Annotated in this window: 17 protein-coding genes; 2 read left to right on the top strand and 15 right to left on the bottom strand. The window is 61.5% G+C overall.

All coding sequences use genetic code 11. The annotated features are described in order from the left end of the window. Nucleotides 1–7: 7 nt before the first annotated feature. Together ACJ8QI_RS14420 and ACJ8QI_RS14415 are read right to left on the bottom strand one after the other, a co-directional pair. Nucleotides 8–550 carry a fimbrial protein gene (locus ACJ8QI_RS14420; RefSeq protein WP_442532715.1) on the bottom strand — a complete coding sequence of 181 codons (543 nt, stop codon included), beginning with the start codon at nucleotides 548–550 and terminating at the stop codon, nucleotides 8–10. 92 nt (nucleotides 551–642) lie between these two features. Beyond that, entirely contained in the window at nucleotides 643–1,185 is a 543-nt protein-coding gene (locus ACJ8QI_RS14415; protein ID WP_074055449.1) for a fimbrial protein, read from the bottom strand. A gap of 469 nt (nucleotides 1,186–1,654) precedes the next feature. Between ACJ8QI_RS14415 and ACJ8QI_RS14410 the strand changes: the two genes are divergently transcribed. After that, nucleotides 1,655–2,404: a winged helix-turn-helix domain-containing protein gene (locus ACJ8QI_RS14410; RefSeq protein ID WP_442532714.1), complete on the top strand. Its 750-nt coding sequence runs from the start codon at nucleotides 1,655–1,657 to the stop codon at nucleotides 2,402–2,404. 76 nt (nucleotides 2,405–2,480) lie between these two features. Here the strand turns inward: ACJ8QI_RS14410 and ACJ8QI_RS14405 are convergent, their stop codons facing one another. The 11 genes from ACJ8QI_RS14405 to fes all read right to left on the bottom strand — a co-directional run bounded on the left by ACJ8QI_RS14405 (nucleotide 2,481) and on the right by fes (nucleotide 16,765). Next, a complete protein-coding gene (locus ACJ8QI_RS14405; protein WP_442532713.1) occupies nucleotides 2,481–2,972 on the bottom strand; it encodes a hypothetical protein in 492 nt (163 codons plus the stop codon). Next, nucleotides 2,953–3,747 (bottom strand): winged helix-turn-helix domain-containing protein, encoded by a 795-nt coding sequence (locus ACJ8QI_RS14400; protein ID WP_442532712.1) that lies wholly within the window; start codon nucleotides 3,745–3,747, stop codon nucleotides 2,953–2,955. Before ACJ8QI_RS14400 ends, ACJ8QI_RS14405 begins: the two co-directional genes overlap by 20 nt. Before the next feature lie 265 nt (nucleotides 3,748–4,012). Next, nucleotides 4,013–4,630, bottom strand: a complete 618-nt coding sequence (locus tag ACJ8QI_RS14395) for a DUF2238 domain-containing protein (RefSeq protein WP_442532711.1) — start codon at nucleotides 4,628–4,630, stop codon at nucleotides 4,013–4,015. Nucleotides 4,631–4,750: 120 nt separating this feature from the next. Then, nucleotides 4,751–5,770, bottom strand: coding sequence for a 7-bladed beta-propeller protein YncE (gene yncE / locus ACJ8QI_RS14390; RefSeq protein WP_419722777.1), 1,020 nt, complete (start codon nucleotides 5,768–5,770; stop codon nucleotides 4,751–4,753). Between the two features lie 106 nt (nucleotides 5,771–5,876). Continuing rightward, nucleotides 5,877–6,737, bottom strand: coding sequence for an isochorismatase (locus ACJ8QI_RS14385; protein WP_004930014.1), 861 nt, complete (start codon nucleotides 6,735–6,737; stop codon nucleotides 5,877–5,879). Between the two features lie 3 nt (nucleotides 6,738–6,740). Continuing rightward, entirely contained in the window at nucleotides 6,741–8,369 is a 1,629-nt protein-coding gene (locus ACJ8QI_RS14380) for a (2,3-dihydroxybenzoyl)adenylate synthase (protein WP_084826970.1), read from the bottom strand. Nucleotides 8,370–8,376: 7 nt separating this feature from the next. Next, complete coding sequence (locus ACJ8QI_RS14375; protein ID WP_060430725.1) at nucleotides 8,377–9,582, bottom strand: isochorismate synthase; 1,206 nt, start codon at nucleotides 9,580–9,582, stop codon at nucleotides 8,377–8,379. 212 nt (nucleotides 9,583–9,794) lie between these two features. Then, a complete protein-coding gene (entS, locus tag ACJ8QI_RS14370) occupies nucleotides 9,795–11,051 on the bottom strand; it encodes an enterobactin transporter EntS (protein WP_047729313.1) in 1,257 nt (418 codons plus the stop codon). 176 nt (nucleotides 11,052–11,227) lie between these two features. Continuing rightward, nucleotides 11,228–15,172, bottom strand: coding sequence for an enterobactin synthase subunit F (locus tag ACJ8QI_RS14365; protein WP_442532710.1), 3,945 nt, complete (start codon nucleotides 15,170–15,172; stop codon nucleotides 11,228–11,230). Nucleotides 15,173–15,204: 32 nt separating this feature from the next. Continuing rightward, nucleotides 15,205–15,414 carry an MbtH family protein gene (locus tag ACJ8QI_RS14360; RefSeq protein ID WP_419722775.1) on the bottom strand — a complete coding sequence of 70 codons (210 nt, stop codon included), beginning with the start codon at nucleotides 15,412–15,414 and terminating at the stop codon, nucleotides 15,205–15,207. Further along, nucleotides 15,386–16,765 carry an enterochelin esterase gene (gene fes / locus ACJ8QI_RS14355; RefSeq protein WP_336843785.1) on the bottom strand — a complete coding sequence of 460 codons (1,380 nt, stop codon included), beginning with the start codon at nucleotides 16,763–16,765 and terminating at the stop codon, nucleotides 15,386–15,388. Before fes ends, ACJ8QI_RS14360 begins: the two co-directional genes overlap by 29 nt. Before the next feature lie 284 nt (nucleotides 16,766–17,049). Between fes and ACJ8QI_RS14350 the strand changes: the two genes are divergently transcribed. Further along, complete coding sequence (locus tag ACJ8QI_RS14350) at nucleotides 17,050–19,332, top strand: TonB-dependent siderophore receptor (protein WP_060425198.1); 2,283 nt, start codon at nucleotides 17,050–17,052, stop codon at nucleotides 19,330–19,332. A gap of 59 nt (nucleotides 19,333–19,391) precedes the next feature. On the opposite strand, the gene ACJ8QI_RS14345 is transcribed toward ACJ8QI_RS14350, so the two are convergent. Both ACJ8QI_RS14345 and ACJ8QI_RS14340 read right to left on the bottom strand, forming a co-directional pair. Further along, nucleotides 19,392–20,624, bottom strand: a complete 1,233-nt coding sequence (locus ACJ8QI_RS14345) for a YncE family protein (protein ID WP_197667621.1) — start codon at nucleotides 20,622–20,624, stop codon at nucleotides 19,392–19,394. Nucleotides 20,625–20,671: 47 nt separating this feature from the next. Beyond that, a complete protein-coding gene (locus ACJ8QI_RS14340; protein WP_442532708.1) occupies nucleotides 20,672–23,581 on the bottom strand; it encodes a condensation domain-containing protein in 2,910 nt (969 codons plus the stop codon). Nucleotides 23,582–23,614 lie beyond the last annotated feature (33 nt).

Here is a 23,614-nt window from a genome sequence, read left to right as displayed (position 1 = left end):
GCTCGCATCAGTAATAATCCATCTTGAATCGCACGGATGAGAAATAGCTCCCGGCTTTCAAAGGACGATGATTAGCGATTAAGTCCAGCGTAAAATCCAGACGGTGATTATCTGAAACCAGCACCTGTATCGGCAGTGGAACTCCGGGCCGGGCGATATTACCGGCCGCATCGCTGATCCTTAACGCCACGCCGGAAACATCGCCAGCGACGCTGAATAGTTCACCCTCGGCGTTGCCGTCAAACGTAACCTGAAATTGCCGCCAATCCGCCAAAGCGGGATTAGAACGCTCTAAAACGCAGTTAATTAAATAGATATTAAATTTCACCGTGCGCCCACGACCGTTACGAGAAATATCGGAAAAAGGCGTCACGCTCATATCAATAACTTGCTCACGACTTTTCGTCGCAATAGCACAAGCAGTATCAATAATAGCGCCCTGCATATTGACTCGACCTTCCCCCTGCCCGGCTGAAATAACCGAAGAACAGAAATAAACCGGCAACAGAAATAGATAAGATGCACCTGTTTTTTTAATCCGATGCTGCATTAATTATTCCCGTGAAATGACGATTCCTTGTAAATGGCATACGAGTCACCCCGTATGCCCAATAATCACACGTATTTCGTCGGGGAAACGAATTACTGGTAAGCTAAAGTAAAGTCGGCAACGGACTGGAACTCGCCCGGAACGATCACCGCTGTAGACGCGCTGCTGCCTTGCAGATAAGCGGCGAAGCTCAGGGTGTTGGCACCGTTCTGCAGCTCACGTGCTTTAGAAGCCTTGCCCAGTTCGATGTTGGTGCCGGCGCCGTCGGTGATAGCGATGCCCGCGCCTTTAGCGGTACCGGTGATACCCAGCAGTTTGCTGTCCGCTTCCGAAGCGGAACCAGAGAAGGTCAGCGAAACGGTGTTGTTTTTACCTGGCGCAGTCGTGGTCAGCTCGCAGTTTTCCAGCTTGATCTGGAAATTGCGCGGCGTGGATTTACCGCCGTTTTTCAACGCCACGTTGGAGATAGCGCCCAGCTCAACGGTCTGGTCCAGCGATTCTGGCGCGATCGAGCAAGGCGCGTCGATGATGGAGCCGCTGAAGGTCACTTTACCACTGCCCTGATCCGCAGCATGAGCTGCTGAAGTTACGCCAAAAGCCAATACCGCTGCCATCATGATTTTATTCAGTTTCATAATAATCCCTTACATTCCTTAGTAAGCATGAGGTTGTAATAATGACAATTAATTAGTCCGATTAAGTCGCAGGCAACTCCTTGTGTTTGCACCTGGTCATTATCTTACTCAGTTAGAGTTAGCCATCTAATTGTCGGAACATCGTTTTCTCGCTGACACGCAGCATTTTCACGCGCCGTATCAGTGGCAACAAATTTACCCTTCACCGTGCGGAAATAAAATGTTATGTCGTAAAAATACAAAAATACAGGATTTATATTAAATAAATACAAATTAAATAGATTTTAACTCTGGAAAATAGAAATTAAGTAATGACGATTATTTTTTAATACTTACAAACCAAGCCAATCATTACGATAATTATATAAGTACATGGAAAAATCCTATTAACTCCTCCCCTGGAGGATTGAAAAAACAGGTCGCAGGTCTCAGAATCATCTCTCGACAGGTAAGTTGACAGGTTGAAAAAATGATTTTCCATATAAACAACAATGTTCTCTACGATGAAGAAGAGAACACGCTAGCGCATATCGATAATGCGGCGAATAAAATAGTGTTACTTAGACCCAGCGCCAGGCTGTTGTCACTGTTCATCCGTAACAACAATGTCCTTCTTATGCGGGAAAAGTTACTTAATGAAGTTTGGGTGGAGCATGGACTCAAGGCCTCAAATAACAACCTGAATAATTATGTTTCAGGCCTGCGCAAATCCCTTGCACAATTCGGCGAAGAGAAAATCATAGTCACCTTCCCTAGACAAGGTTTTAAATTCACCGCAGAAAGCATTCATGTAGAAAATGAAAACAAAAGGAGTATAAAGAACGAATATGAAGCAGACGATACCAAGGAGGCTCGAAGAGGTGGGTTCTTCAGGCGCAAAATAGCCTGGTTATTATTACGTCGTTCGGTCGCAACCATGCTTATTTGCCTACTGCTTTTTACCGCGTTCATGGTTTATAAACACAGCATGCATATCAATGTTTATCCACTGGGCAACTATGCGTCTTGTCAGCTCTACAGCATGAAAGCGGGGGGCGGGGACAAGGTAAAAGTTATCGAATTCATTCAGCGAGAAAGTTTGAACTGCGCCAGTAAAGCAGATGTTTACTACTATGATCGGGTGGAGCAAGAAGGGATAAAAGACGGCGCCGGGCTGGTCACGTTCTGCCCCAGAACGGCTAATACCCCCTGTTTCAGCAAACCCATTAACAATGACTAATCCATGTTTGCAATTTTGTTTATCATTCACTAACTCGTGCCCCCTCTGCCGATACGTCAATCCACAGGGGGTACAGTTACAATGCCACCGAACAGACAAAATAGGGGGAGAGATTGTCGACAAACAAGAAATGGCTTGCGTCAACCTGTTCAATCCGTACGTGGTATTGCTGTCCTTTCATCGGCAGACGGCGGTTAAGCGCCTCTGACACCAGCGTATCCTGCGGATTCCTGATATTGCTTTTGACCCAGAAGGTATAGTTGTCCCCAAGGCGATGATATTCCAGACGCGCCACCCTGGAGATCACATATTTATTATTGCCATCGAGAAAACTTCCGTTAAGCAATAGCGTCGCTTCCCGTGTGCCATGTGGAATCAATTTAAGCAGCAACACGCGCTCATGGCGGCTTTCACCGTTATGATTAGCCACGCGCATTACCGCACTGCATTCAGGCAGCCGGGGGGTAAAAAACAATCGGTGCATGGCACAAGCGCTGATAAACAGCGCTATGGCCATTAGCGCGCCATAGCGATACCGCCATAACAATTCATAAACCCCAGCTTTCATAGAAGTTCTCGCATTGGACCTTTCCAGCCGCCATTTTTACCTGTGGACAATAATAAAGATAAGCAATTCTCACCTTACCGGTCGTATTCGGCAAAATGGCCTGAGAGTCGAAATACAACAACGTCGCCGGTTCATGACACTGAACATGATTATTTTTCTTCAGCATTTCCTGAAAATGCTGCCTGTCTATCTCACTGGGGCCCGTTTTATGATAGGAAGTCACAAATTGCACTTCACAGCTGTCTATCTTGCCAACGCTTGCCACGCGGAGCGGCGGATACCCCGTCGCCAACCACGCCCAGGTACCGCTCCCTATCGCCAGTGCGATCAGTACTATCAATGCATACCTTTTCAACCGCGGCATGTGGGGCATCAATGCGGGTGATGTATCACTCTCAGAAGGTTCGACCGGTTCAGCCGGTTCAACCGAGCATTTCACTTGGCTGTCTGCGGTTTTCAGCTGGGATGCGCGAAACATAAACCCCTGTCGAGGCAGCGTGACGATAATGTCATCCTCACCCAACGTGGCGAACATCTTGCGCAGAATCGAAATGGTGTTATTGAGATTATTGCCGGAGGCCACCTGGCCGTGCGCTTCCCACACCTGCGCCAGCAACGCATCGCGGGAAAGCACCAGGTTATTATTTCTGACCAGCGCGGAAAGCAGGCGATTCAGCGTGGCCGTCAATGCGATCGGTGGGATGTCATCACGTAGCGAGACCAATTCCGATCTATCTTCATGATACTTAATATTATTATTAATTATATATCTCATAATCCCCTGCGCTATAACTATAACGCGAATGACCCCCTACCAAGCGTAGTGATATTAGCACAGCACCATTGATAAGAAAATTCTTACCAAATAAATATAAATTCAAATAAAACAATAAGATAAAAACACAACAATGATAACAAGCGGCTGCACGCAAGGTTGGTTTTATGCTCCATATCGTCTTCTGATGCAGCAACGCACATGGATATAGACAAAAAACCCGCCATATGGCGGGCTATTACGCGATGTGATCATTTGAGTTTTTTCAGCCTAAGCGAGCGATTTGCCGCTCCTGCCAACGCCCGAACAACAATAAGCCGCACATCGCCCCGAGCAACGCGCAGAACATGTCGGACTGGGTGTCCCACGGGTCGCCCTGGATGCCGAGAAACTCGTCGGCGCCCTGGCCCAGCGCCAGCGCCGCCCACCACTCGATCAGCTCATACACGGCGCTGATCGCCAGCGCGATGCAGCACACCACAAAGCTCAGCATCTTGCGCCCCTGTACATAACCGCCGCGCAGCAGGATCTCGCGCGCCACCAGCGCCGGCACCAGCCCCTGGAAGAAGTGCCCCAGTTTGTCGTACGGGTTGCGGCCAAGATCCAGCCACTGCTGCACCTCAAACCCCAGCGGCACGCGGGCGTAGCTGTACATGCCGCCGAAAATCAGGATCAGCGCATGGAAGAAAATCAGCGTATAGAGCAGCGGCGTCAGCGGATAACGGCGATGGGTCAGCCACAGCAGCGGCAAGGCGATCAATACCGGCGCCACCTCCATCAGCCAGGTGGTGCGATCGTAAGGGCGGATGCCGCTGTGGATCAGCGCGGCCAGCAGCATCAGGGTGATAACGGACAACAACAGCGGGGTGCGCGAGGCGGGCATAACCAACGTTCCTTCAGGTTAACGGATCAATGCACACTTTATATCGCAGATCCTGGGGCGAAAAAAAACAGGCGGAGCGTCGCCGCTTCGCCTGTTCGATGTGCGTTACCCTCGGCGGGATTATTTCAGCGCTACGCGGATCACGTCGTCCGGCGCAGTCGCTTCTTTCTCGCGGCTGGAGGCCTGCTTGACGCTGACGTACAGCGTCTGGCCGTCCGGCGACAGCGCCAGGCTGTTCGGATGGGTCGGCGTCTTGATGGTGTTCAGCACCTTGTAGCTCTTGGCGTCGATTACGCTCACTTCGCCCGCCTGGCGATGGGTGACATAAACTTCATTACGCGCCGGGTTGAACAGCACCGCCAGCGATTCCGGCACGTCGATCTTGCTCAGAATGTTGCCGTTGCGGGTATCCACCACCAGTACCTGCGGCTGCTTGGAATCGGTGATGAAGGCGCGGTGCGTGGCGGTATCCAGGCTGATGTTCAGGAAGAAGTGCTCTTTGGACTCATCCAGCTTCTTGCGCGACAGCACCTTGTTGGATTGGGTGTCGATGGTCACCAGCTCGCCGTCGGCGTTGGTGACATACAGACGCTTGGCGGCGGCGTCCAGCGCCAGGCCAGTGCCGTATTTGCCGGTGTCGGCCACGGTGGCGCGCAGGGTCAGATCCTTGCCGTCCACCACCCACACCACGCTGGAGTCACCCAGCCCGGTGATGTACAGCGTATCGCTGTCGGCATCTGCCACCAGTTCGCGCGGCGCCAACGGCTTGACGGTCTCGGAACGCTTGCGCGCGTCCAGCACCAGGCGGCCTTTCACGTCGCCGGTCTTGGCGTCGATGGCGGTCACCGAGTTATTGACGGTGTTGCCGAAGAACAGCGTGCCGGTCTTGGCGTTGACGGCGGCGCCGAACGGCTTGATGTCGTTATGGATAATCTGCGTCACGTCCAGCGTGGTCGGATCCAGACGGTAAACGATGCCGCCCTTGTCCAGCTTGCGGCTCTGCGACGTCGCCAGGTAGAGCGCGTTCTCGCTCGGGCTGTAGGCCATTTCATAGGCGCCCTTGCCAACCGGCTTGCGCAGCACTTCCGGCGCGGTCTGCGCCAGCAGCGTATTGGAGAACAGCAGCGTGGACAGCAGCATCAGCGGAAATGCCGCACGTTTTCCCTTGGTGATCAAAGCATTCATCGAAATCTCCTTATAGAGCCAACGGGGCAGCCGAGCGGCCGCCCTCTCATCGTTATTAAAATCAGGCTTTCTCTTCGGAAAGCAGCGCCCACCAGCTGTCGATGGTCGGGTTGCGCGCCAGCGCGATAAAGTCGATGTCGCCGCGGATCTTGCGCCAGCGGGTCGCCAGCTCCATGATGCGCACCGAATCCAGGCCGTAATCGATCAGGTTCTCATCGTTGCCCATGTCTTCGCTGTCTTCGTCCAGCAGCGGCAGGATCTGCTGACGCAGCGCATCGATGCTGGCAATGCCTGCCGCCGGCAACAGAGAGGCGGTGGTCACCACCCGGCCGCAGCGGCCGGCGGTGTAGCGCAGCGCCATCAGGTGTTCGTCGCGCGAGAAGTCCGCCAGGCCGTCGGCCACCATGAACGGCTGGATATTGCGCATGAAGGCGTCGATGGCGGTGGTCAGGCAGCCGATGTGCGCATACACGCCGCAGATAATCAGCTGATCGCGGCCGGACTCCTGCAGGATCTCCTGCAACGGCGAGCGGTGGAAGGCGCTGTAGCGCCATTTCACCAGCACCGTGTCGTCTTCGTCCGGCGCCAGCGCGGCGGTCACCGCCTGCTGCTCGGGGTGTTTGTTCAGGCCGGGCCCCCACATGTCGTTCAACAGCGCGCGGTCTTCATCGCTCTGCTGGTTCGGCTGCGCGGTATAGAACACCGGAATGCCCTGCTGTTTGCAGTAGCGACGCAGATTGGCGATGTTCTCCACCACCTGTTTGATCAGCGCGCTGTCTTCGCCCCAGAAATTGAGGAAATACTGCTGCATATCGTGGATCAGCAGCGCGGCGCGCTGCGGTTCTACCTGCCAGGTGACTTTATTTTGCGGCAGTTCGTCCGCCGTCGGCAGCGCGTAGTCATTAAGTTTTGGAATGGCCATCAATTAATCTCCCTGAGCCTGAGTCTGTAGTTGCGCGTCGAGCTGCTGGCGCAGCCGTTTCTTGTCCACTTTGCCGACCGGGGTCAGCGGCAGGCTGTCCACCTGAATAAAGCGATCCGGCAGTTTGAAGTCCGCCACGCCCTGCTCGCGCAGGTGGCGACGCAGCACCACCGGCTTCAGCGGCGCGTTGGCGATGATATAGGCGCAGCTCTTCTCCCCCATCAGCGCGTCCGGCATAGACACCAGCGCGGCGTTGATCACGTCCGGATGACGCAGCAGCAGGTTCTCGATTTCCTCGGCGGCGATCTTCTCCCCACCGCGGTTGATCTGGTCTTTCTGCCGCCCCTGCACGGTGATGTAGCCGTCTTCGCTGATGCTGATCAGATCGCCGGAGCAGTAGAAACCGTCGGCGTCGAAGGCATCGGCGTTGTGCGCCGGGCTCTGGTAGTAACCGCGGAAGGTATAAGGCCCGCGCGTCATCAACCGCCCGACCTCGCCCACCGGCAACGGATTGCCGTCGTCATCCGCCACCCATACTTCGTCGTCCGGCGACATCGGCCGCCCTTGCGTCGTCAGGATGTGGCGTTCGTCGTCGTCCAGCCGGGTGTAGTTCACCAGCCCTTCCGCCATGCCGAACACCTGCTGCAGTTGGCAGCCGATTTCGTTCTGAATGCGCGCCGCCAGCGTCTCGCCCAGCTTGGCGCCGCCCACCTGCAGCAGTTTCAGGCTGGCGAGCTGGGCATTGCCGCCCCACTCTTCGATCGCCTGCAGCCACAGCGTGACCGCCGGCGGTACCAGCGCCGTCACGTTGATTTGGTGCTGTTCGATCAGGCGGAAGCACTGCCCGGCGTCCGGATCGGCGGCGAACACCACCAGCCCGGCGCCATAAAACACGCCTAGCACGCCCGGCGAACTCATCGGGTAGTTGTGCGCCACCGGCAGCGCGCACAGATAGCGGGTCTGCGCGTCGAAACGGCAGATCTCCACGCTGCGGCGAATGCTGTAGTAGTAGTCGTTGTGAGTGCGCGGGATCAGCTTCGGCGTACCGGTGCTGCCGCCGGAAAGCTGGAAGAACGCCACCTGATCGGCCGCGGAAGGCTGCGCGACAAAACCGTCGCTCGCCTCGTCCAGCCAGGCGGCTAGCGCCAGTTCACCCTCGGGCTGGCTGCGCAGCGCCACAACCCGCAGCGAAGGATGCGCATCGCGGAAGGCGTTCAGGAATTGATCGTCGGCAAACAGCCCGTGCTGGCGATCGGCGATCAGCAGCGCCGGTTTGATCTGCTCGGCATAGGCGTTCAGCTCGCTGCGCTGATGGCTGAACAGCGCGTTGACCGGCGCCACGCCAATTTTCAGCAGCGCGAAGAACACGATATAAAACTCCGCCACGTTGCCCAGCTGGACCAACGCGGTGTCGCCGGATTTCACGCCGCGGCGCAGCAGAGCGGCCGCCAGGCGATCGGCGCGCTGCTGCAGCTCGCGGTAGGTCAGGCTGCCCTGGGCGTCGATAATCGCCGGGGCGTCGTTGTTGGCCTGGCGATCGAGGATCTCGGTCAGCGGCTTGTCAGTCCAGTAGCCGCGTTCGCGATAGCGGCTGGCGAACTCCGCCGGCCAGGGGGTAAAGGCAATGCTCATCTTGTCGTTATCCTTGATTCATACCAAAGGCACGCAGAATGGTGCTGAGTTTGGTGCCTGTTTCATGCCATTCAGATTCGGGTGAAGAGTCTTCCACGATGCCGGCGCCGGCGAACAGCCGCACCCGGTTGCCGTCAACGGTGCCACAGCGGATAGTCACTACCCACTCGCCGTTGCCTTCGTCGTCGCACCAGCCGACGATGCCGCCGAACAGGCCGCGATCGAACGGCTCCAGCTTGCCGATCAGGGCGTGCGCCTCGGCCGTCGGCATGCCGCACAGCGCCGGCGTCGGGTGCAGCAGGCAGGCCAGCGACAGGGCATTTTCGTCTGGAGACGCCGCCTCGCCGTCGATCGGCGTAGAGAGATGCCACAGCGTCGTGGTGGTCAACAATTCAGGGGTGTGCGGCACGTTCAGGTAACGGCAGCGGCCGGCCAGCACGTCACGCATGCTTTCGGTGACGATGCGATGCTCGTGGCGATCTTTCGCCGAGGCCATCAGCCGCTCTCCCACTTCGCGATCGCGCTGCGGGTCGGCCTCGCGCCGGGCGGAACCGGCCAGCGGGTTGGAATAGAAACGGCCGCCGTCCTGGCGTAGCAGCAGCTCCGGGCTGGCGCCCAACAGCGCGCCCTGCTCCAGCGGCACATGGAAATGGAAACCGTGCGGGTTCTGGGCAATCACGCGCGCCATCAGCGCATGGCGATCCACCGGCTGGCGCGTTTCGATCTCCAGCAGGCGCGACAGCACCACTTTATCCAGTTCGCCGGCCTTCATCGCGTCGACGGCGTCGCTGACCATGTTCATAAACGGCTGCTGCGGCGGCAGCTCCGTCACGCCGGCCAGTTCAGGGCCGTTCGCCGGCGGCCGAACGCCGGCCATAAAGGCGGCGCGATCGAACCAGCGGCTCTGCTGCGGAATAAACAGCGCCGAAGGCTGCCGGGTATCGAACGGGATGGCGCCGCACAGCAGCGGTTTTTTGATACCGGCCTGCCGGGCCTCGGCAAACGCCTGCCGTACGCTGCGCTGGAACTCGCCGTTCAGGTCGGCGCCGTCTGCGGCCGGCAGGCGAATGCGGCTGAAACAACCGGTGGTGGTCAAGCTGCGGAAAGGAGAGGTAAAGAAGAAGCCCGACGCCGGAGAAAAATCAGCGGCGAACCGGTGTTCTTCGCGCTCCTGCATTTCCTTTCGATTGATGTCGTTCACGGCAGTATCCATCGCTTCGCCCTCAAGGATTTGAAGTGATAACCAATATAATAATGATTATCATTTGAGTTAATTCCGCGCTAAATTACTCGCCGATATTTGCTATGTCAATAAACGTAAGCACTTCTTTCATTTCGAAATCATGACATAAACGCTGTGGGTTTTACGCATGCCGATGATAAGCATTGCTATTTGATCCCACAGCGTTGTCTTAACGCGTTCGACTACTTTTCTGTGGCGGGCTGCGGCTCCGGTTTGTGCAGCGTGACCTGGCGCAAACCGGTCATGGCGAACAGCAACAGGATGCCGAGCACCGCCGCGCCGAAGCCGAAACCGCTGGCGCTCATCGCCGGCAGCATGAAGGCGCCCATCGCCCCCAGCAATAATGCGCCCAGCGCATCGCCCACCACGTTCTGCGCCGTCCACAGGCCGTTGATGCGGCCGAGGAAGTTGTCCGGCGTCAGGCTCTGGATCAGGCCGTATTGCAGCAGCGAGTTCAGCGCGCTCAGGTAGCCGAACGCCACCAGGCACAGCAACGCCAGGCTGTACCACGGCATCAGGCCGAACAGGCCAATGGCGGCGAACGCCGCGATCGCCGTCAGCAGCATCACCCAGCCGGGGCGCGCCACGTGCGCCACGCGCCCGCTGGTGAACGCACCGATGGCCGCGCCGAGCGGCACGGCGGCGTACATATAGCCGAGGTGGGCAGCGTCGATGTGCCAGCTCTCCGCCATCGCCGGGTACAGCACGCGCACCGCGCTGGCCATGGTCAGCAGCGCGCCGATCAGCGCCACCATGCCGATCACCTTGTTCTGGAACAGGAAGGCGAAGCCGCCCGCCAACGCGCGCAGCGGGTGTTCACGCGGCTGCGGCGGCGGCATCAGCTGCGGCAGGCTCAGCAGCGGCAGCAGCGTCAACAGGGTGCCAAACGCCGCCAGGCCGTAGTTCCAGGCAATGCCCATATGGGCAATCACCAGGCCGCCAATCGCCGGGGAAAGAATCGAGCCGAAGCGCACCGTCAGCATGCTGATGGCGCCTGCCTGCACGATGTTTTCGCGGCCCACCAGCGCCGGCGTGGCCGCCAGCAGCGCCGTCACCCCCACCGCGCCGAAGAAGCCGTCCCACACCGCCAGCAGATAAATGGCCGCCAGCGAAGGCGACGGCAATAGGGCGTTGAGGCACAGGCCGACGAAGCCGACGCCGCAGGTGGAACGCGCGAACAGGATCAGCCGGCGCCGCTCATAGCGATCGGCCAATACGCCTCCCATCAGCAGCCCGGCGAACATGCCGCCGCCGGCCAGCGTCACCGCCAGCCCGACCTGCAGGGTGGAACCGGTCAGCGCCTGGATCTGCACCGGGATGGCGATCGCCATCAGCCCCAGCGCCACAATGGAGATAAAGCGCGCGCAGAATACCGCGCGGAAAGCCCGGTTGGTTTTCAGCAGGCTAAAATCAAGCAGGATGGAGGGTTTGCTACTCATCGGTTGTTCACCACATCTTTAAACGGGGATTCTGCAGTTGCGGGGCGCTATGCTAGCACAGATGGCGAAATCAATAATGATAATAAAACTCATTGATATTCAACTGTGAGCAACCGCAAGAAACGCCGCCACACGCGGGGTAATCCCCGTGCCTGGCGGCGAGATGACGGGCGCGATTACAGCGTGCGCAAGATCCGGTTCAGCAGCGGCCCCAGCACTTTGAACGACGCCGGCGAAACGATATCGACATGCGCGCAGTCCAGCTCGTGCGCCTGCAGCGCATCGACGTACTGCGACCAGGTCTGCTGCACGTCCATCCCTTCCTGCAACGTACGTTTGGCGACGAACAGCGTCGCCTGACCGCGGAGGCGGGCGGTGCGCGTGTGCGACAGCAACCGCACCGAATCGGCGTAGTTGGCTTCGATGTTGTCGAACATCGCGGTGCGCGTCTCGCCCAGCGCCGGATCGAGCGTATCCTGCGACACCGCCAGGAACTGCTCGCGCTCGCGCTGCACTTCCTTCAACACGTTGTCGTCCAGCATCACGTCCCAGTTTTGGGTCTCCGGCGGATAGGTATCCAGCAGGCCGAGGAATGCCACCTGCTCACCGCGCGCCTGCAGCCGGGCGGCGATGCCCTGCGCCAGCGTGCCGCCCAGCGAGTAGCCGATGAAGTGGTACGGCCCGTGCGGCTGTACCTGCAACACCGTCTGCAGGTGGGCATCCACCACCTGATCCATATCTTCGCTCAGCGCCAGCGGGCCGTCCGGCCGCGGCGACTGGATACCGACCAGCGACCAGTGCTGATCGAGATAGCGCGGCAATACGCTGAACTGCCACGAGAAACCGGACGCCGGGTGCAGACAGAACAGCGTCGGCCCCTCGGTGACGCGCAGCGGCAATACGCTGTCGAAGCCGCTGCGATCGGCCTCTTCCTGCGTGCGATCTTCCGCCAGCAAGGCGGCCAACTGCTCAACGCGCGACGCCACCATCACCTGGCCGACGGACACCGCCTTGCCCAGATCGCGGCGCAGCTCTGCCGCCAGACGCATCGCCAGCAGCGAATGGCCGCCGAGCGCGAAGAAATCGTCGTCGGCGAACACCTGCTCGCGCTGCAGCAAGCGGGCGAATACCGCCGCGATCTCGCTTTCCAGCCCGGCCTGCGGCGGCCGCCCTGCCTTGCGTTCACCGCCCTGCGGCTGCGGCAAGGCCTTGCGATCCAGCTTGCCGTTGGCGCTCAGCGGCAAATCGCTCATTTCCACCAGCGCCACCGGCACCATGTGCGGCGGCAGGCGGTCGGCCAGCGCCGCGCGCAGGGCTTCCGCATCCCAGTTCGCGCCGGGCTGCATCACCAGATAACCCACCAGCTGGCGCGCATCGCCGCCGGCATCTACCGGCGTGCCCTGCAGCACCAGCGCGTGCGTCACCGCCTGGCGTACGCCCGGCAGCGACAGCAAGGCGTGGTCGATTTCGCTCAGCTCGATACGCTGCCCGCGGATCTTCAGCTGATCGTCGCTGCGGCCCAAATATTCCACCGCGCCGTCCGGCAGCCAGCGCGCCACGTCGCCGGTGCGGTACATGCGCCCGCCCTCGCCGAACGGATCGGCGACAAAGCGGCTGGCGGTCAGATCCGGCCGGCCAAGGTAGCCGTGCGCCAGCTGCAAGCCGGTCAGATACAGATCGCCCGCCACGCCCGGCGGCACCGGCCGCAGGCGCGCGTCAAGAATGCGCAGCCCGGTATTCCACACCGGCAGCCCGATCGGCACGTTGGCGCCGGTCACCTTCGCCAGCGCCTCGCCGTAGGCCGGATGCCAGGTCACGTCCACCGCCGCTTCGGTCGGGCCGTAGAGGTTGTGCAACGGCACCGCCGTGCGGCTTTGCCACAGGCGGCACAGCTCCGCCGGCAGCGCTTCGCCGCTGCAGAACACCTGGCGCAGCGCGGCGCAACTCGCCACCGCCGCGTCGTCGTCCAGGGCGGCCACGAAAGCCGCCAGCATCGACGGCACGAAGTGCAGCGTGGTAATGCGATGTTGTGCGATCAGCTGTTGCAGCTGCTGCGGGTCGCGATGCGCCTCCGGTGGCGCCATCACCAGCCGGGCGCCGACCATCAGCGGCCAGAAGAATTCCCACACCGAGACGTCGAAACTGCACGGCGTTTTCTGCAGTACCGCGTCGTTCGCCCCCAGCGGATACTGGTGTTGCATCCACAGTAGGCGGTTGACGATCGCCTGATGGCCGACCAGCACGCCTTTCGGGCGCCCGGTGGAGCCGGAGGTAAAGATGATATAGGCCGCATGGTCCGGCGTCGGGCCCGCGATCGCCACCCCGGCGGCGTGATCGGCCGCCAGCGGCGCGTCATACAGCAAGATTTCGCCCTTGTCGGCGAAACGCGCCTGCTGCGCCGGGTTGGTGATGACCAGCCGCGGCGCGGCGTCTTCCAGCATCATCGCCAGCCGTTCGTCCGGATAACCGGTGTCCAGCGGCAGATAGGCGGCGCCCGCTTCCACGATCGCCATCAACGCCAGCGACAGGAACACCGAACGCGGCAGCGCCACTGCCACAATGTCGCCCGGCTGCACGCCCTGCGCCACCAGCTCGCGCGCCAGCGCCGTGACCTGCTCGCGCGTTTCGCGGTAGGTAAAGCTGAAATGCGCATCCGCCAGCGCCGGCGCGTCCGGCGTGGTTTGCGCCTGCTGCGCCAGCAGCTGGCTCAGCGTGGTCGCCGGTACCGGGTACGTCGTGTCGTTGGCCCGCGCCAGCAGCGCGTGATCGTCGGCGGTCAGCATATCGGCTTCGCCGATCGGCAACGTTGCCTGCGCGGCGAACTGCGCCAGCAGCAGCGGCAGCCGCTGCAGGTGCGCCTGCAGTTCCTGGCGGCTGTATCGCTCGGCGTTGGCCAGCAGTTCAACCTTCAGCTGATGGTGCTCGTCGATAAACAGCGCAATCTCCAGATCGCGCACCGGCCCGGAGGCCAGATCGTGGGTGATGCCTTCAATACCGGCGAAGTCCAGCTGGTAATCGAACATTTTGAAGTTGAATACCGTGCCGTACAGCGGTTCACCGTCGCCGATGCGCCCCAGATCGCGCTGCACCTGTTCGGCGTCGTAGCGCTGATGGCGGCGCACCGTTTTCAGCTCGCGGCTGATGCGGGCGGCGGCCTCATACAGCGTGGCCTGCGGCTCGAGGTGCATCTCCATCGGCAGCACGTTGATCACCGGGCCGGCGGCGCACAGGGCGACCGATCCGGTGCGGCGCATGAAGATAAAACCGGCGCTGAAGCTCGGTTGGCCGCTCAGGCGCGATACCCACAGCGCCACCAGCGCCACCGCCATATCGGCGGCGTTCAGCTTCTGCTGTGCGCCGCACTGCACCAGTTCGGCGAAGGCCTGCGGATCGCAGCGCTGTTCCAGCCGGTGGATGCGCGGCGTGGGGGTTTGCCCGGCCAGCGGCTGCGGGCAAAGGGTCGCCGGCGGCGGCAGCTGCCGCGCTTTTTCGAGCCAGAAATCGGCGTCGCGCTGCCAGGCCGGCGCCTCCCGGTAAGCCTGGTATTCCGCCACCACGTCGCTGAACGCCGTGAAAGGCGTCGGTTCCAGCGCGTCGCCGCGGCAAAGATGGGTGTAAATCGCCGCCACGCGGCGAGCGATGGCGGTGAAGCTGAAACCGTCCACCAGCAGATGGTGATAGCGCTGATACCAGAACCAGCGGTCATCCGCGAGGCGCATCACCACATGGCGATACAGCGGCGCGCCGCTGCCGGCGCGCAGATCGCTCGCCAGATCGATATCCATCAGCGCGCGCGCGGCGGCTTCGGGATCCGGCGACGTCGTCAGATCGACAAGTTCCGGCTCGTGCACCGCCAGCGCGTCGTCCAGCCATTGCACCGGCACGCCGTCGCGCTCCGCAAAACGCAGGCGCAGCATGTCCACTTCGCCCAGGCCCCGGATGATGGCCTGCAGCAGAGGCTCCACGGCGACAGGGCCGTTGAGTTCGATGGCGTGGGCCACCGCGTAGGCATTGCGATGCGGGGAGATTTGATCGGCGACCCAGATGCCGGGTTGCGCCGCGACCAGCGGCCATTCGCCCGCAAGCGCCGGGCCGCTGAGAGAGTTAGGGGTGTGTGACACTGCTTATTGCTCCCGTGATTACCTGGCGCCGGTCACGCCTCGCGTGCTGCGACCGGCAGAATGTCTTGCCAATGCTGCTCCAGCCATTCGGCGCACGCGGTGCGCGCCGCCGGGCCGAAGACGATCGTCCACTCGGACGGAATGGCGCGGAAATCCGGCCACAAACTGTATTGTTGTTGTACGTTGCGCAGCACCAGGCTGCGCTGCTGTGGATCATCGAACGGATTCAGGCTTTCCACCATGTGTTCCTCGTGCCGTTGCCGTCGCCGATGCCGGATAAGCGGTGGCGAAAGCGGAGGCCCAGACCGCCTGCAGCCCATCGGTCAGGCCGCTGCGCCAGCACAGCGCGTCGTGCCCGCCTTCCACCACCCGGTAGTGTACCCGATGGCCGGCGTCGCTCAGGCGTGCCGCCATTTCGCCGCTGACCCGGTGCACCAGTTTTTCCTGCGAACCGGCTTCCATAAATACCTTCAGCGCGCCGTGATTGCCCAAGCCGTGCCGTTCTACCTGTTGCAGCAGCCAGCAGGCGTCGTCGGGAATATTCGACAGCTGCAGCATGTCGCGCCGCGGCCACCAGTAGGAACCGGACTGGGTGATCACCGCGCCGAAGCGCTGCGGCCAGCGCAGCCCGGCATACAGGGAAGCCAGGCCGCCAAAGCTTTGCCCCGCCACCACCGTGTCGGCCGGGTTGTCGCTGTGCGGCGCCCAGTCGGCCAGCTGCGGCATCAGTTCTTCCTGTACCGCCAGCCAGAAGTCGTCCTTGCAGGTCAGTTCGCGCGACCGGTGCGGCAGATCGATAATGTCGATCAGCACATACACCGCTTCCGGCAATGCCCCTTCACGGGTCAGCTGCATCAGCGGCTCCCAGACCGGCATCTGCTTCGCCCAGAACTGGCCGTCGAGCAGAATAGCCAACGGACGCTCGGCCGGCTTGCTGTCACCGGTGGTGTAGATCCAGACGTCGCGGCTGTTGCCCAGGCGCTCGCTCTGCCAGGTATGGCGCTGCAAACGCGCCGGCAGCGGCGGCGTACAGCGCCCGCTGGCTATTTCATACTCGTCGAACGAACGCCATACCGGCTGCGGCGGCGCGTCCGGCATGTGCAGGCCGGAGACGCTGTGGCCGCTGGCGCTTTGCCAGGAGCGATACGGGTTGAGCAGATCGGGGGTGGCGCTGGCGAACACCTGGTGCCACCAGTGCCGCAGGTTGTGCATGTTGGCATGCGCATCGTCGCCGCTGAACGCCGGCGGCCGCTCGTCAAAGCAGGGTATAAAGCAGTAGCTGCCGCGCCAGGCGCCGCTCAGCTCTGTCTGCCAGTACCACACGTCGGTGCCGGCCAAACGCTGCAGGCTTTGCGGCGGATTCGGCTGATGATGGTCGGTCAGGCAGTTGATGTTGATCCACACGCGACGGTAGGCGGAGGTCAATTCGCATCCCTGAGGATCGCGCCAGAAAAAGGTGGTTCGCCAACGGCCGTTACCCGCCGGTTCTACCCATGGCGTACCGCGTCGTGCCACCGTCAACCACCACCCTGGACTGCCCGCATTGCTGCTGGCCAATAATCTGCTGCTTTCTGACTGTAGTTCTGTATTCACAACGCCTACCCATTTTGTAGTTGGCGGCACCGGGAACGTCGACTTTTCCCTATCGCCGGCCACCGCCCGAACGCACTGTACGCCAAATACTATTGATAATAATTTGCATTTGCAATAGTGTGTAAGGCTTGGAGATCGTGCTGGTATTGCGCGCAACGGACAGGGATCGGGGATACATCAATGGCATCCCTTGCCGCAGCCGATTTTCTATTTCCGACTACACAAAAACTACAACCGCCCTTCCCCCCGTTCGGCGAGGGATGGCAGCAAGGTAGGACACTCAGATGAAAAGCAAGCTATCACGTTATTCTTTAGCCACTCTTATCGGCTTGGGATTGGGCGCGTCCGCGTTCGCCAACGCCGCGCAGCAGACCGACACCACCACCACGGAAGAAAACAGCGGCACCACGGATAAAAAGCCGCGCGGCGAAGACACCATCGTCGTGACCGCCGCCCGGCAGAACCTGCAGGCCCCGGGGGTGTCCACCATCACCGCCGAAGAGATCAAAAAACGCCCGCCGGCGCGCGACATCAGCGAACTGATCCGCACCATGCCCGGGGTTAACCTGACCGGCAACTCCACCAGCGGCCAGCGCGGCAACAATCGCCAGATCGATATCCGCGGCATGGGCCCGGAAAACACCCTGATTCTGATCGACGGCAAACCGGCCTCCAGCCGCAACTCGGTGCGTCAGGGCTGGCGCGGCGAGCGCGACTCGCGCGGCGATACCGCCTGGGTGCCGCCGGAAATGATCGAGCGCATCGAAGTGCTGCGCGGCCCTGCCGCCGCGCGCTACGGTAACGGCGCCGCGGGCGGCGTGGTCAACATCATCACCAAGAAGGCCGGCGATGCGCTGCACGGCTCGCTGAACGGCTACTTCAACGTGCCGCAGCACAAGCAGGAGGGCGCCACCAAGCGCACCGACTTCAGCCTGTCCGGCCCGCTGAGCGATTCCCTGAGCTTCCGCCTGTTCGGCGGCTACAGCAAAACGCAGGCCGACGCCTGGGACATTAACGAATCGCATAAATCCGAACGCGTAGGCGCCTACGCCAACAGCCTGCCCGCCGGGCGCGAAGGGGTGGTCGATAAAAACATCGACGCCTTGCTGCATTGGGACTTCGCCCATCTGCAGTCGTTGGAGTTCGAGTATGCCTATGGCCGTCAGGGCAACCTGTATTCCGGCGATACTCAGAACACCAACACCAATGCCCTGGTGCAGAGCAACTACGGCAAAGAGACCAACCGCATCTACCGTGAAACCTTCGGCCTGACCCACCGCGGCGCCTGGGACAACGGCGTGAGCACCAACAACTACGTGCAGTTCGAGCGCACCCGCAATACCCGCCTGAACGAAGGCCTGGCCGGCGGCACCGAAGGCATCTTCGACACCAAAAATACCGGTTTCGGCACCACCAAGCTGGACGACTTCCTGGCGCACAGCGAAGTCAGCGTGCCGTTTGAGCTCGGCGTTTCACAGACCGCTACGCTGGGTACCGAGTGGACCCAACAGCGGATGAAAGACGGCACCTCCACCAGCCAAACGCTGATGGGCGGCACTATTCCCGGCATGGGCAACGGCACGCGCAGCCCTTACGCTTCCGCGCATATCTTCTCGCTGTTCGCCGAAGACAACATTGAGCTGACCGACACTACCATGCTGACGCCGGGTCTGCGTTACGATCTGCATTCAGAATCCGGCAACAACTGGAGCCCGGCGCTGAACCTGTCGCAGGAACTGGGCGACTACTTCACGCTGAAAATGGGCATCGCCCGTTCTTACAAGGCACCGACCCTGTACCAGACCAACGGCAACTACCTGCTGTACAGCAAAGGCCAAGGGTGTGCGGGCAGCGATGTCAGAAACGGCTGCTACCTGCTGGGTAACGACGATCTGAAGGCGGAGACCAGCGTCAACAAAGAGATCGGGCTGGAGTTCCATAACGAAGGCTGGCTGGCCGGCGTAACCTACTTCCGCAACGATTACCACAACAAGATTGAAGCGGGTAACTCGCGCATCGCCACCAGCAGCACCGGTACGGCGGTCTATCAGTGGGAGAACGTACCGAAAGCGGTGGTGCAGGGGCTGGAAGGCTCGCTGAACGTGCCGGTCAGCGAGACCGTCACCTGGAGCAACAACGCCACCTACATGATCGAGAACAAGAACAAGACCACCGGCGATTACCTGTCGGTGATCCCGAAGTTCACCGTCAACTCGACCCTCAGCTGGCAGGCTACGCAGGATCTGTCGATGCAGTCCACCCTGACCTGGTACGGCCGTCAGAAGCCGAAGAAGTACAACTACCAGGGTAAACCGGCCACCGGCGGCGAAACCCGCGAGGTCAGCCCTTATGCCGTCGTCGGCGCCAGCGCGACCTATGACCTGACCAAAAACGTCAGCGTCACCGCCGGCATCGACAACCTGTTCGACAAACGCCAGTTCCGCGCCGGTAACGCGCAGAACGTGGGCGACCCGATTACCGGCGCGATCAACATCGCCGGCGCGGGCGCGGCCACCTACAACGAACCGGGCCGTACCTACTACATGAGCATCAACACCCACTTCTGATGACATGCCCCAACGAAAAAGGGGCGCCGCGGCGCCCCTTTTTTTATCTTTCCATTGCGTTACTTGGTATGCAGCTGAATGCGCACCACGCTTTCCGGCTTGCCGGCCTTGGTGGAAGCACCGTCGTTTTTCACCGTCACGAACAGCGCGTCGCCTTTCGGATCCAACGCCAGGCTGTTAGGGTGCGGCGGCAGGTCTACGGTTTGCAGGCGCTTGAGCGTCTTGGCGTCGAACACCGTCAGCGTGCCGGCGCCGTGATCCACGCGCACGCCTTTGCGGTTGGCGACATACAGCCGCTGGCTGCGCTCGTCGAGCAGCAGGCCGATCGGCACCTCATCCGTCAGCTCGCTGGCCAGCACCTTGCCGCTGTCCGCATCCAGCGCAAACACCCGGTGGCCGCTGCTGCGCTTCACGTAGTCGTGCCCCAGATGATGGTTGCGGTAGTCGTCGCGATCGATACCCTGATCGACACCCAGCAGGCGATTGCTCGCCGGGTCATACACCAGGTTCAGCAGCTGATCGGCCTGCACTTCGTGCGTGGCGGTGATCGCCAGCGTGTCGGCGTTCAGGGTGATCACCTGCCCCTGCATGTTGGAGACGAACACCCGGCGGCCCTTCTCATCCAGCGTGATGCCCACCGCGTTGTAGCCGAAGCCCGGGATCACTTTCTCCAGCTTGCCGGCCTTGGTATCGACCACGTACAGCACGCTGTCGACGCCGAAGCCCAGGCCCGGCAGGAACAGACGGCCGCTCTGCGCGTCATACTTGAGCTCGCGGAGGCGGTACAGGTAGTCCTCGGTGATTTTAAACTTCTTCAGCTCCGCCAACAGGAAGTCCAGGCGCTTGCCGCTGATGCCCGCCTGCTTGTAAGCCTGCTCCAGCACCGCTTTGTCCAGCAGCTTGATGCTGCCCAGCGCGTGGTTGGTGGTGGTGTCCACCACCCCGACTTCACCGTTGAAGGCCTGCGTCAGGTACAGGCGATTGCCCGCATCGTTCAGCGCCACGCCGAAGCCTTTCACCTGCAGCGGGATCTCCGCCTTGATCGCCAGGGTGTTGGGATCCAGCCGCAGCACGCGGGAGCGCGCCTCTTCCTTCCAGTCCGGCGCGCTGACGAACAGCGCCTGTTGCGAGGTGCTGTAGGCCATCTCCACCACCGTCGACGACAGCGCCTGGCGCTTGATGTCCTGCGGTTTGATGCCGACATCGTCCGCCTGCGCGGCACCGGCGACCACCAGAGAGGCCGCCACCAGCAGCGACAGTAACGCGCGCGGGGTTGCTAGGGTTCCAGACATCCTTTTATCTCCTTGAAAATCATGCTTTCGGTTAGAGTGAAACAACGTCATGCCTGCGGCCCGGGCGGCAGCGCCGCCAGAGCGATATCGCCAGCGATGTGCTGCGCAAACTGGGTAAAGACGTGCTGAACGCCGTCGGCGATCAGATTGGCCTGCTCCCGGCTGTAGTGGTCCTGGCGGTAGGTCATCATCACCCGCAGGGATTTCTTCCCGGCCAGATCGTCTTCCATCACCTCAAACTGCAGGCCGAGCAGCGATTCGGCTTTCTCCGGCTCCACCTGACGGTAGGCGATCGCGCTGCCGTCCTGCAGCCGGAACTCGCCGTTCAGCTTGATGCGGCTGTGGATCTGGATAAACACTTCAAACATGTGGTTCTTGCGGTCGGCGTCCACGCCGAACAGCCCTTCCTCCACCAGATCGATCGGAATATCGGTGTACGGCAGCGAGCCATTGATGGTGTTTTTCACCTGGCTGACCAACCCGGCCACCGTCAGCCCCTCGTCGAAGCGCACGCGGTGCACCACTACGGTGGTGAAGTAGCCGACGGTATCGAAGAACTCGGCGTCGTTACGGCCGGAGGTCGAGGTGCCCACCAGCAGATCCGCCGGGCCGCCGAGCAGGCGCAGCGCCGAGGTAATCCCGGCATACACCACGTTGAACAGCGAAGCATTGTTGCGGCGGGCGAGCTGATACAGGCCTTCCGCCACGGCAGGATCGACCTCGAACTCCAGCCAGCCGCCGTTGACGTCCGCCGGTGCCGGCACCGCCGGATGGGTGGACGGCTCTTGCCGGAAGATCGGCTGGCCGACCGGCGCGCCGCGCAGCGCGTCGAGCCAGTAGTCCAGATGTTGCTGCTGCACCCCGGAGGCCCGCTGCTGCCGGGCGAAAGTGTGGAACTGCGGCGGTTGCCCGCTCCACTGCGGCGCCTGGCCGACGACGCGATGGCGATAGGCGACGCCCAGCTCATCCATCATCAGGTTGAGCGACCATTCATCCAGCACCACATGGTGGAACAACAGCGACAGCAGCTGTTGGCCGTTGTCCGCATCGCGCAGCAGCGTGACGCGCAGCGGCAGCTCGGCGGCCAGATCGAACCGGTGCTGGCCGGCATCGGCCAACAGGGCGGCGGCGTTGCCCGCCGGCGTCTCGTGGGAGAAGCGGAACCACGAGTAGTCCGAGAGTTCGGCAGCCGGCACCACCACCTGCACCACTTCGCCCTGCTGCTCGACGAAGCGTGAACGCAGCACGGTATGGCGAGTCATGACGTCGATAAACGCCTGACGCAGCGCCGTTTCATCCACCGCATCGAAGAAGCGCAGAGAGAACGGCAGGTTGAAAATCTCGTCATGGCCGAAGGCTTCATACACCTTCCACAGCGACTCCTGCGCCAGCGACAGCGGCGCCTGCGCGCGATCATGGTCGTCGGCGGTGGCCACCGCGGCATTCGGCTGCATGACGTTCAGGCGTTTGGCGTAGCCCGCCAACCCGCGCGCCGTCGGATGGCTGAACAGATCGTTAATGTTGATTTCGATCTGATGCAGGCTCAGCAAACGGCCGATCACCCGGGTGGCGACCAGCGAATGGCCGCCGCGATCGAAGAAGTCTTCATCCAGGGTCATTTCCGGCGCCACCAGCGCCTCACGGAACTCCTGCAAAATCAGCGGTGCAACGCTTTCGTCCGCGTCGCCGTTCGCCGCCGGCGCGGTCATCGCCGGGGAAGCGGCCTCAGCCGCCGGCAAGGCGACGGCAATCCGCTGCCCGGCCAGGAACGCGCTGAACTGCTCCAGCAGGAAAGGCGCCACGTGCGGAGACAGGCGCGGGTCGGTGACCAGCTCCAGCGTCAGCGCTTCCGCCTCGGGCAAGCCCAGCAGCAGCGCCAGTTCAAACGGCGTATGCAGCGGCGGCAGCAACAGGCGTTCGGCGTGAACGCCTTCCAGCCGCCACTCTGCGGCCAGATCGTCGCGCCAGGCCACCAGCAGCTGCGCCCGTTGCGGGTCCGGCTGTTCAGCCACGGCCTGCGCCAGCAGCCGCTGCCCGACGTCGCTCTCGCCATGCTGCACGGTCAGGCGCATCAGCGGCGCCACCGTCAGGCCAAGCTCCAGGCCGACGAACTCCGCCGTTTCTGCGGCCGGCACGCATAGCTGCACCGCTTGGCCGCCGGCCTGCGCGGCGACGAACTCGGCAAACCGTGCTGCCACCGCCGCCAGCAAGGCCCGCGGCGTGTCGTTGGCGGGCAACAGCGAGCGATCAATGCGCGTGACCACGCGCGCGCCCACCGGCGGCAACGCTTCAGCGCGCTGCGCCGGGCTGCGGTAATCCTGCAGCGAGACCGCCTGGCGCACCCACGGCAGCTGCGGCTCCGGGGTTTCCGCCAGCTCGACCGGCGCCACCGCGAAAGGCAGAGGCATCACATCCCCGTTGTAACGGGCGGACAGCATCGCCGGTAGGTGGCGCCACGGCAACGTTTCCGCCAGGATGTCATGCAAGACCACGCCCAAAATCACGTCATCGCCCGGCGTGAGCAACAGCAGGCAGCGCAGCGGCGCTTCGCTTTCCAGTTCAAACGGCACCGCCTGCGCCTGCAGCAGGCAACCCATGGCATGTTGTTCGTCCGCGACCTGACGAAGGCTCACCGGCAACGGCGCCGAACCGGCTGGGCGTTTCACCAGACCGTTTTCGTCATCAAAAACGTAGCGCACATCCACGCCCGGCGTTTCCCGCACCAGCGCCTGCAGCGCCGCCGTCACCCGGGCGATATCCACGTCCCCCGTCAGGCGCCAGGCCAGCGCCCGCTGCCCGCGTGCGTCACCCTGCTGCAGATGGGCGAACCACGCCCGCTCTTCGGCTTCGCTTACCGGCCGTTCGCCGTCCGCCGACGCCGCGCCCAGCGCCTGAAACGCGCTCTCCAGCCGCTGGGCCTCTTCATCGCTCAGAATGCTGTCAAAATCACCGATCACTGCGTTATCTCCTTTGCCCGGCCGTGCCGGGAT

Source organism: Serratia sp. CY84636 (assembly GCF_052166245.1).
GTDB classification, from domain to species: Bacteria; Pseudomonadota; Gammaproteobacteria; order Enterobacterales; family Enterobacteriaceae; genus Serratia; species Serratia nevei.
This window is presented reverse-complemented; position numbering and strand designations above follow the sequence as displayed.

Excerpts from the sequence above, each read along its gene's own strand:
- ACJ8QI_RS14420 (WP_442532715.1), bottom strand. The coding sequence starts at position 550 with ATGCAGCATCGGATTAAAAAAACAGGTGCATCTTATCTATTTCTGTTG.
- ACJ8QI_RS14415 (WP_074055449.1), bottom strand. The coding sequence starts at position 1,185 with ATGAAACTGAATAAAATCATGATGGCAGCGGTATTGGCTTTTGGCGTA.
- ACJ8QI_RS14410 (WP_442532714.1), top strand. The coding sequence starts at position 1,655 with ATGATTTTCCATATAAACAACAATGTTCTCTACGATGAAGAAGAGAAC.
- ACJ8QI_RS14405 (WP_442532713.1), bottom strand. The coding sequence starts at position 2,972 with ATGAAAGCTGGGGTTTATGAATTGTTATGGCGGTATCGCTATGGCGCG.
- ACJ8QI_RS14400 (WP_442532712.1), bottom strand. The coding sequence starts at position 3,747 with ATGAGATATATAATTAATAATAATATTAAGTATCATGAAGATAGATCG.
- ACJ8QI_RS14395 (WP_442532711.1), bottom strand. The coding sequence starts at position 4,630 with ATGCCCGCCTCGCGCACCCCGCTGTTGTTGTCCGTTATCACCCTGATG.
- yncE (WP_419722777.1), bottom strand. The coding sequence starts at position 5,770 with ATGCTGCTGTCCACGCTGCTGTTCTCCAATACGCTGCTGGCGCAGACC.
- ACJ8QI_RS14385 (WP_004930014.1), bottom strand. The coding sequence starts at position 6,737 with ATGGCCATTCCAAAACTTAATGACTACGCGCTGCCGACGGCGGACGAA.
- ACJ8QI_RS14380 (WP_084826970.1), bottom strand. The coding sequence starts at position 8,369 with ATGAGCATTGCCTTTACCCCCTGGCCGGCGGAGTTCGCCAGCCGCTAT.
- ACJ8QI_RS14375 (WP_060430725.1), bottom strand. The coding sequence starts at position 9,582 with ATGGATACTGCCGTGAACGACATCAATCGAAAGGAAATGCAGGAGCGC.
- entS (WP_047729313.1), bottom strand. The coding sequence starts at position 11,051 with ATGAGTAGCAAACCCTCCATCCTGCTTGATTTTAGCCTGCTGAAAACC.
- ACJ8QI_RS14360 (WP_419722775.1), bottom strand. The coding sequence starts at position 15,414 with ATGGTGGAAAGCCTGAATCCGTTCGATGATCCACAGCAGCGCAGCCTG.
- ACJ8QI_RS14350 (WP_060425198.1), top strand. The coding sequence starts at position 17,050 with ATGAAAAGCAAGCTATCACGTTATTCTTTAGCCACTCTTATCGGCTTG.
- ACJ8QI_RS14345 (WP_197667621.1), bottom strand. The coding sequence starts at position 20,624 with ATGTCTGGAACCCTAGCAACCCCGCGCGCGTTACTGTCGCTGCTGGTG.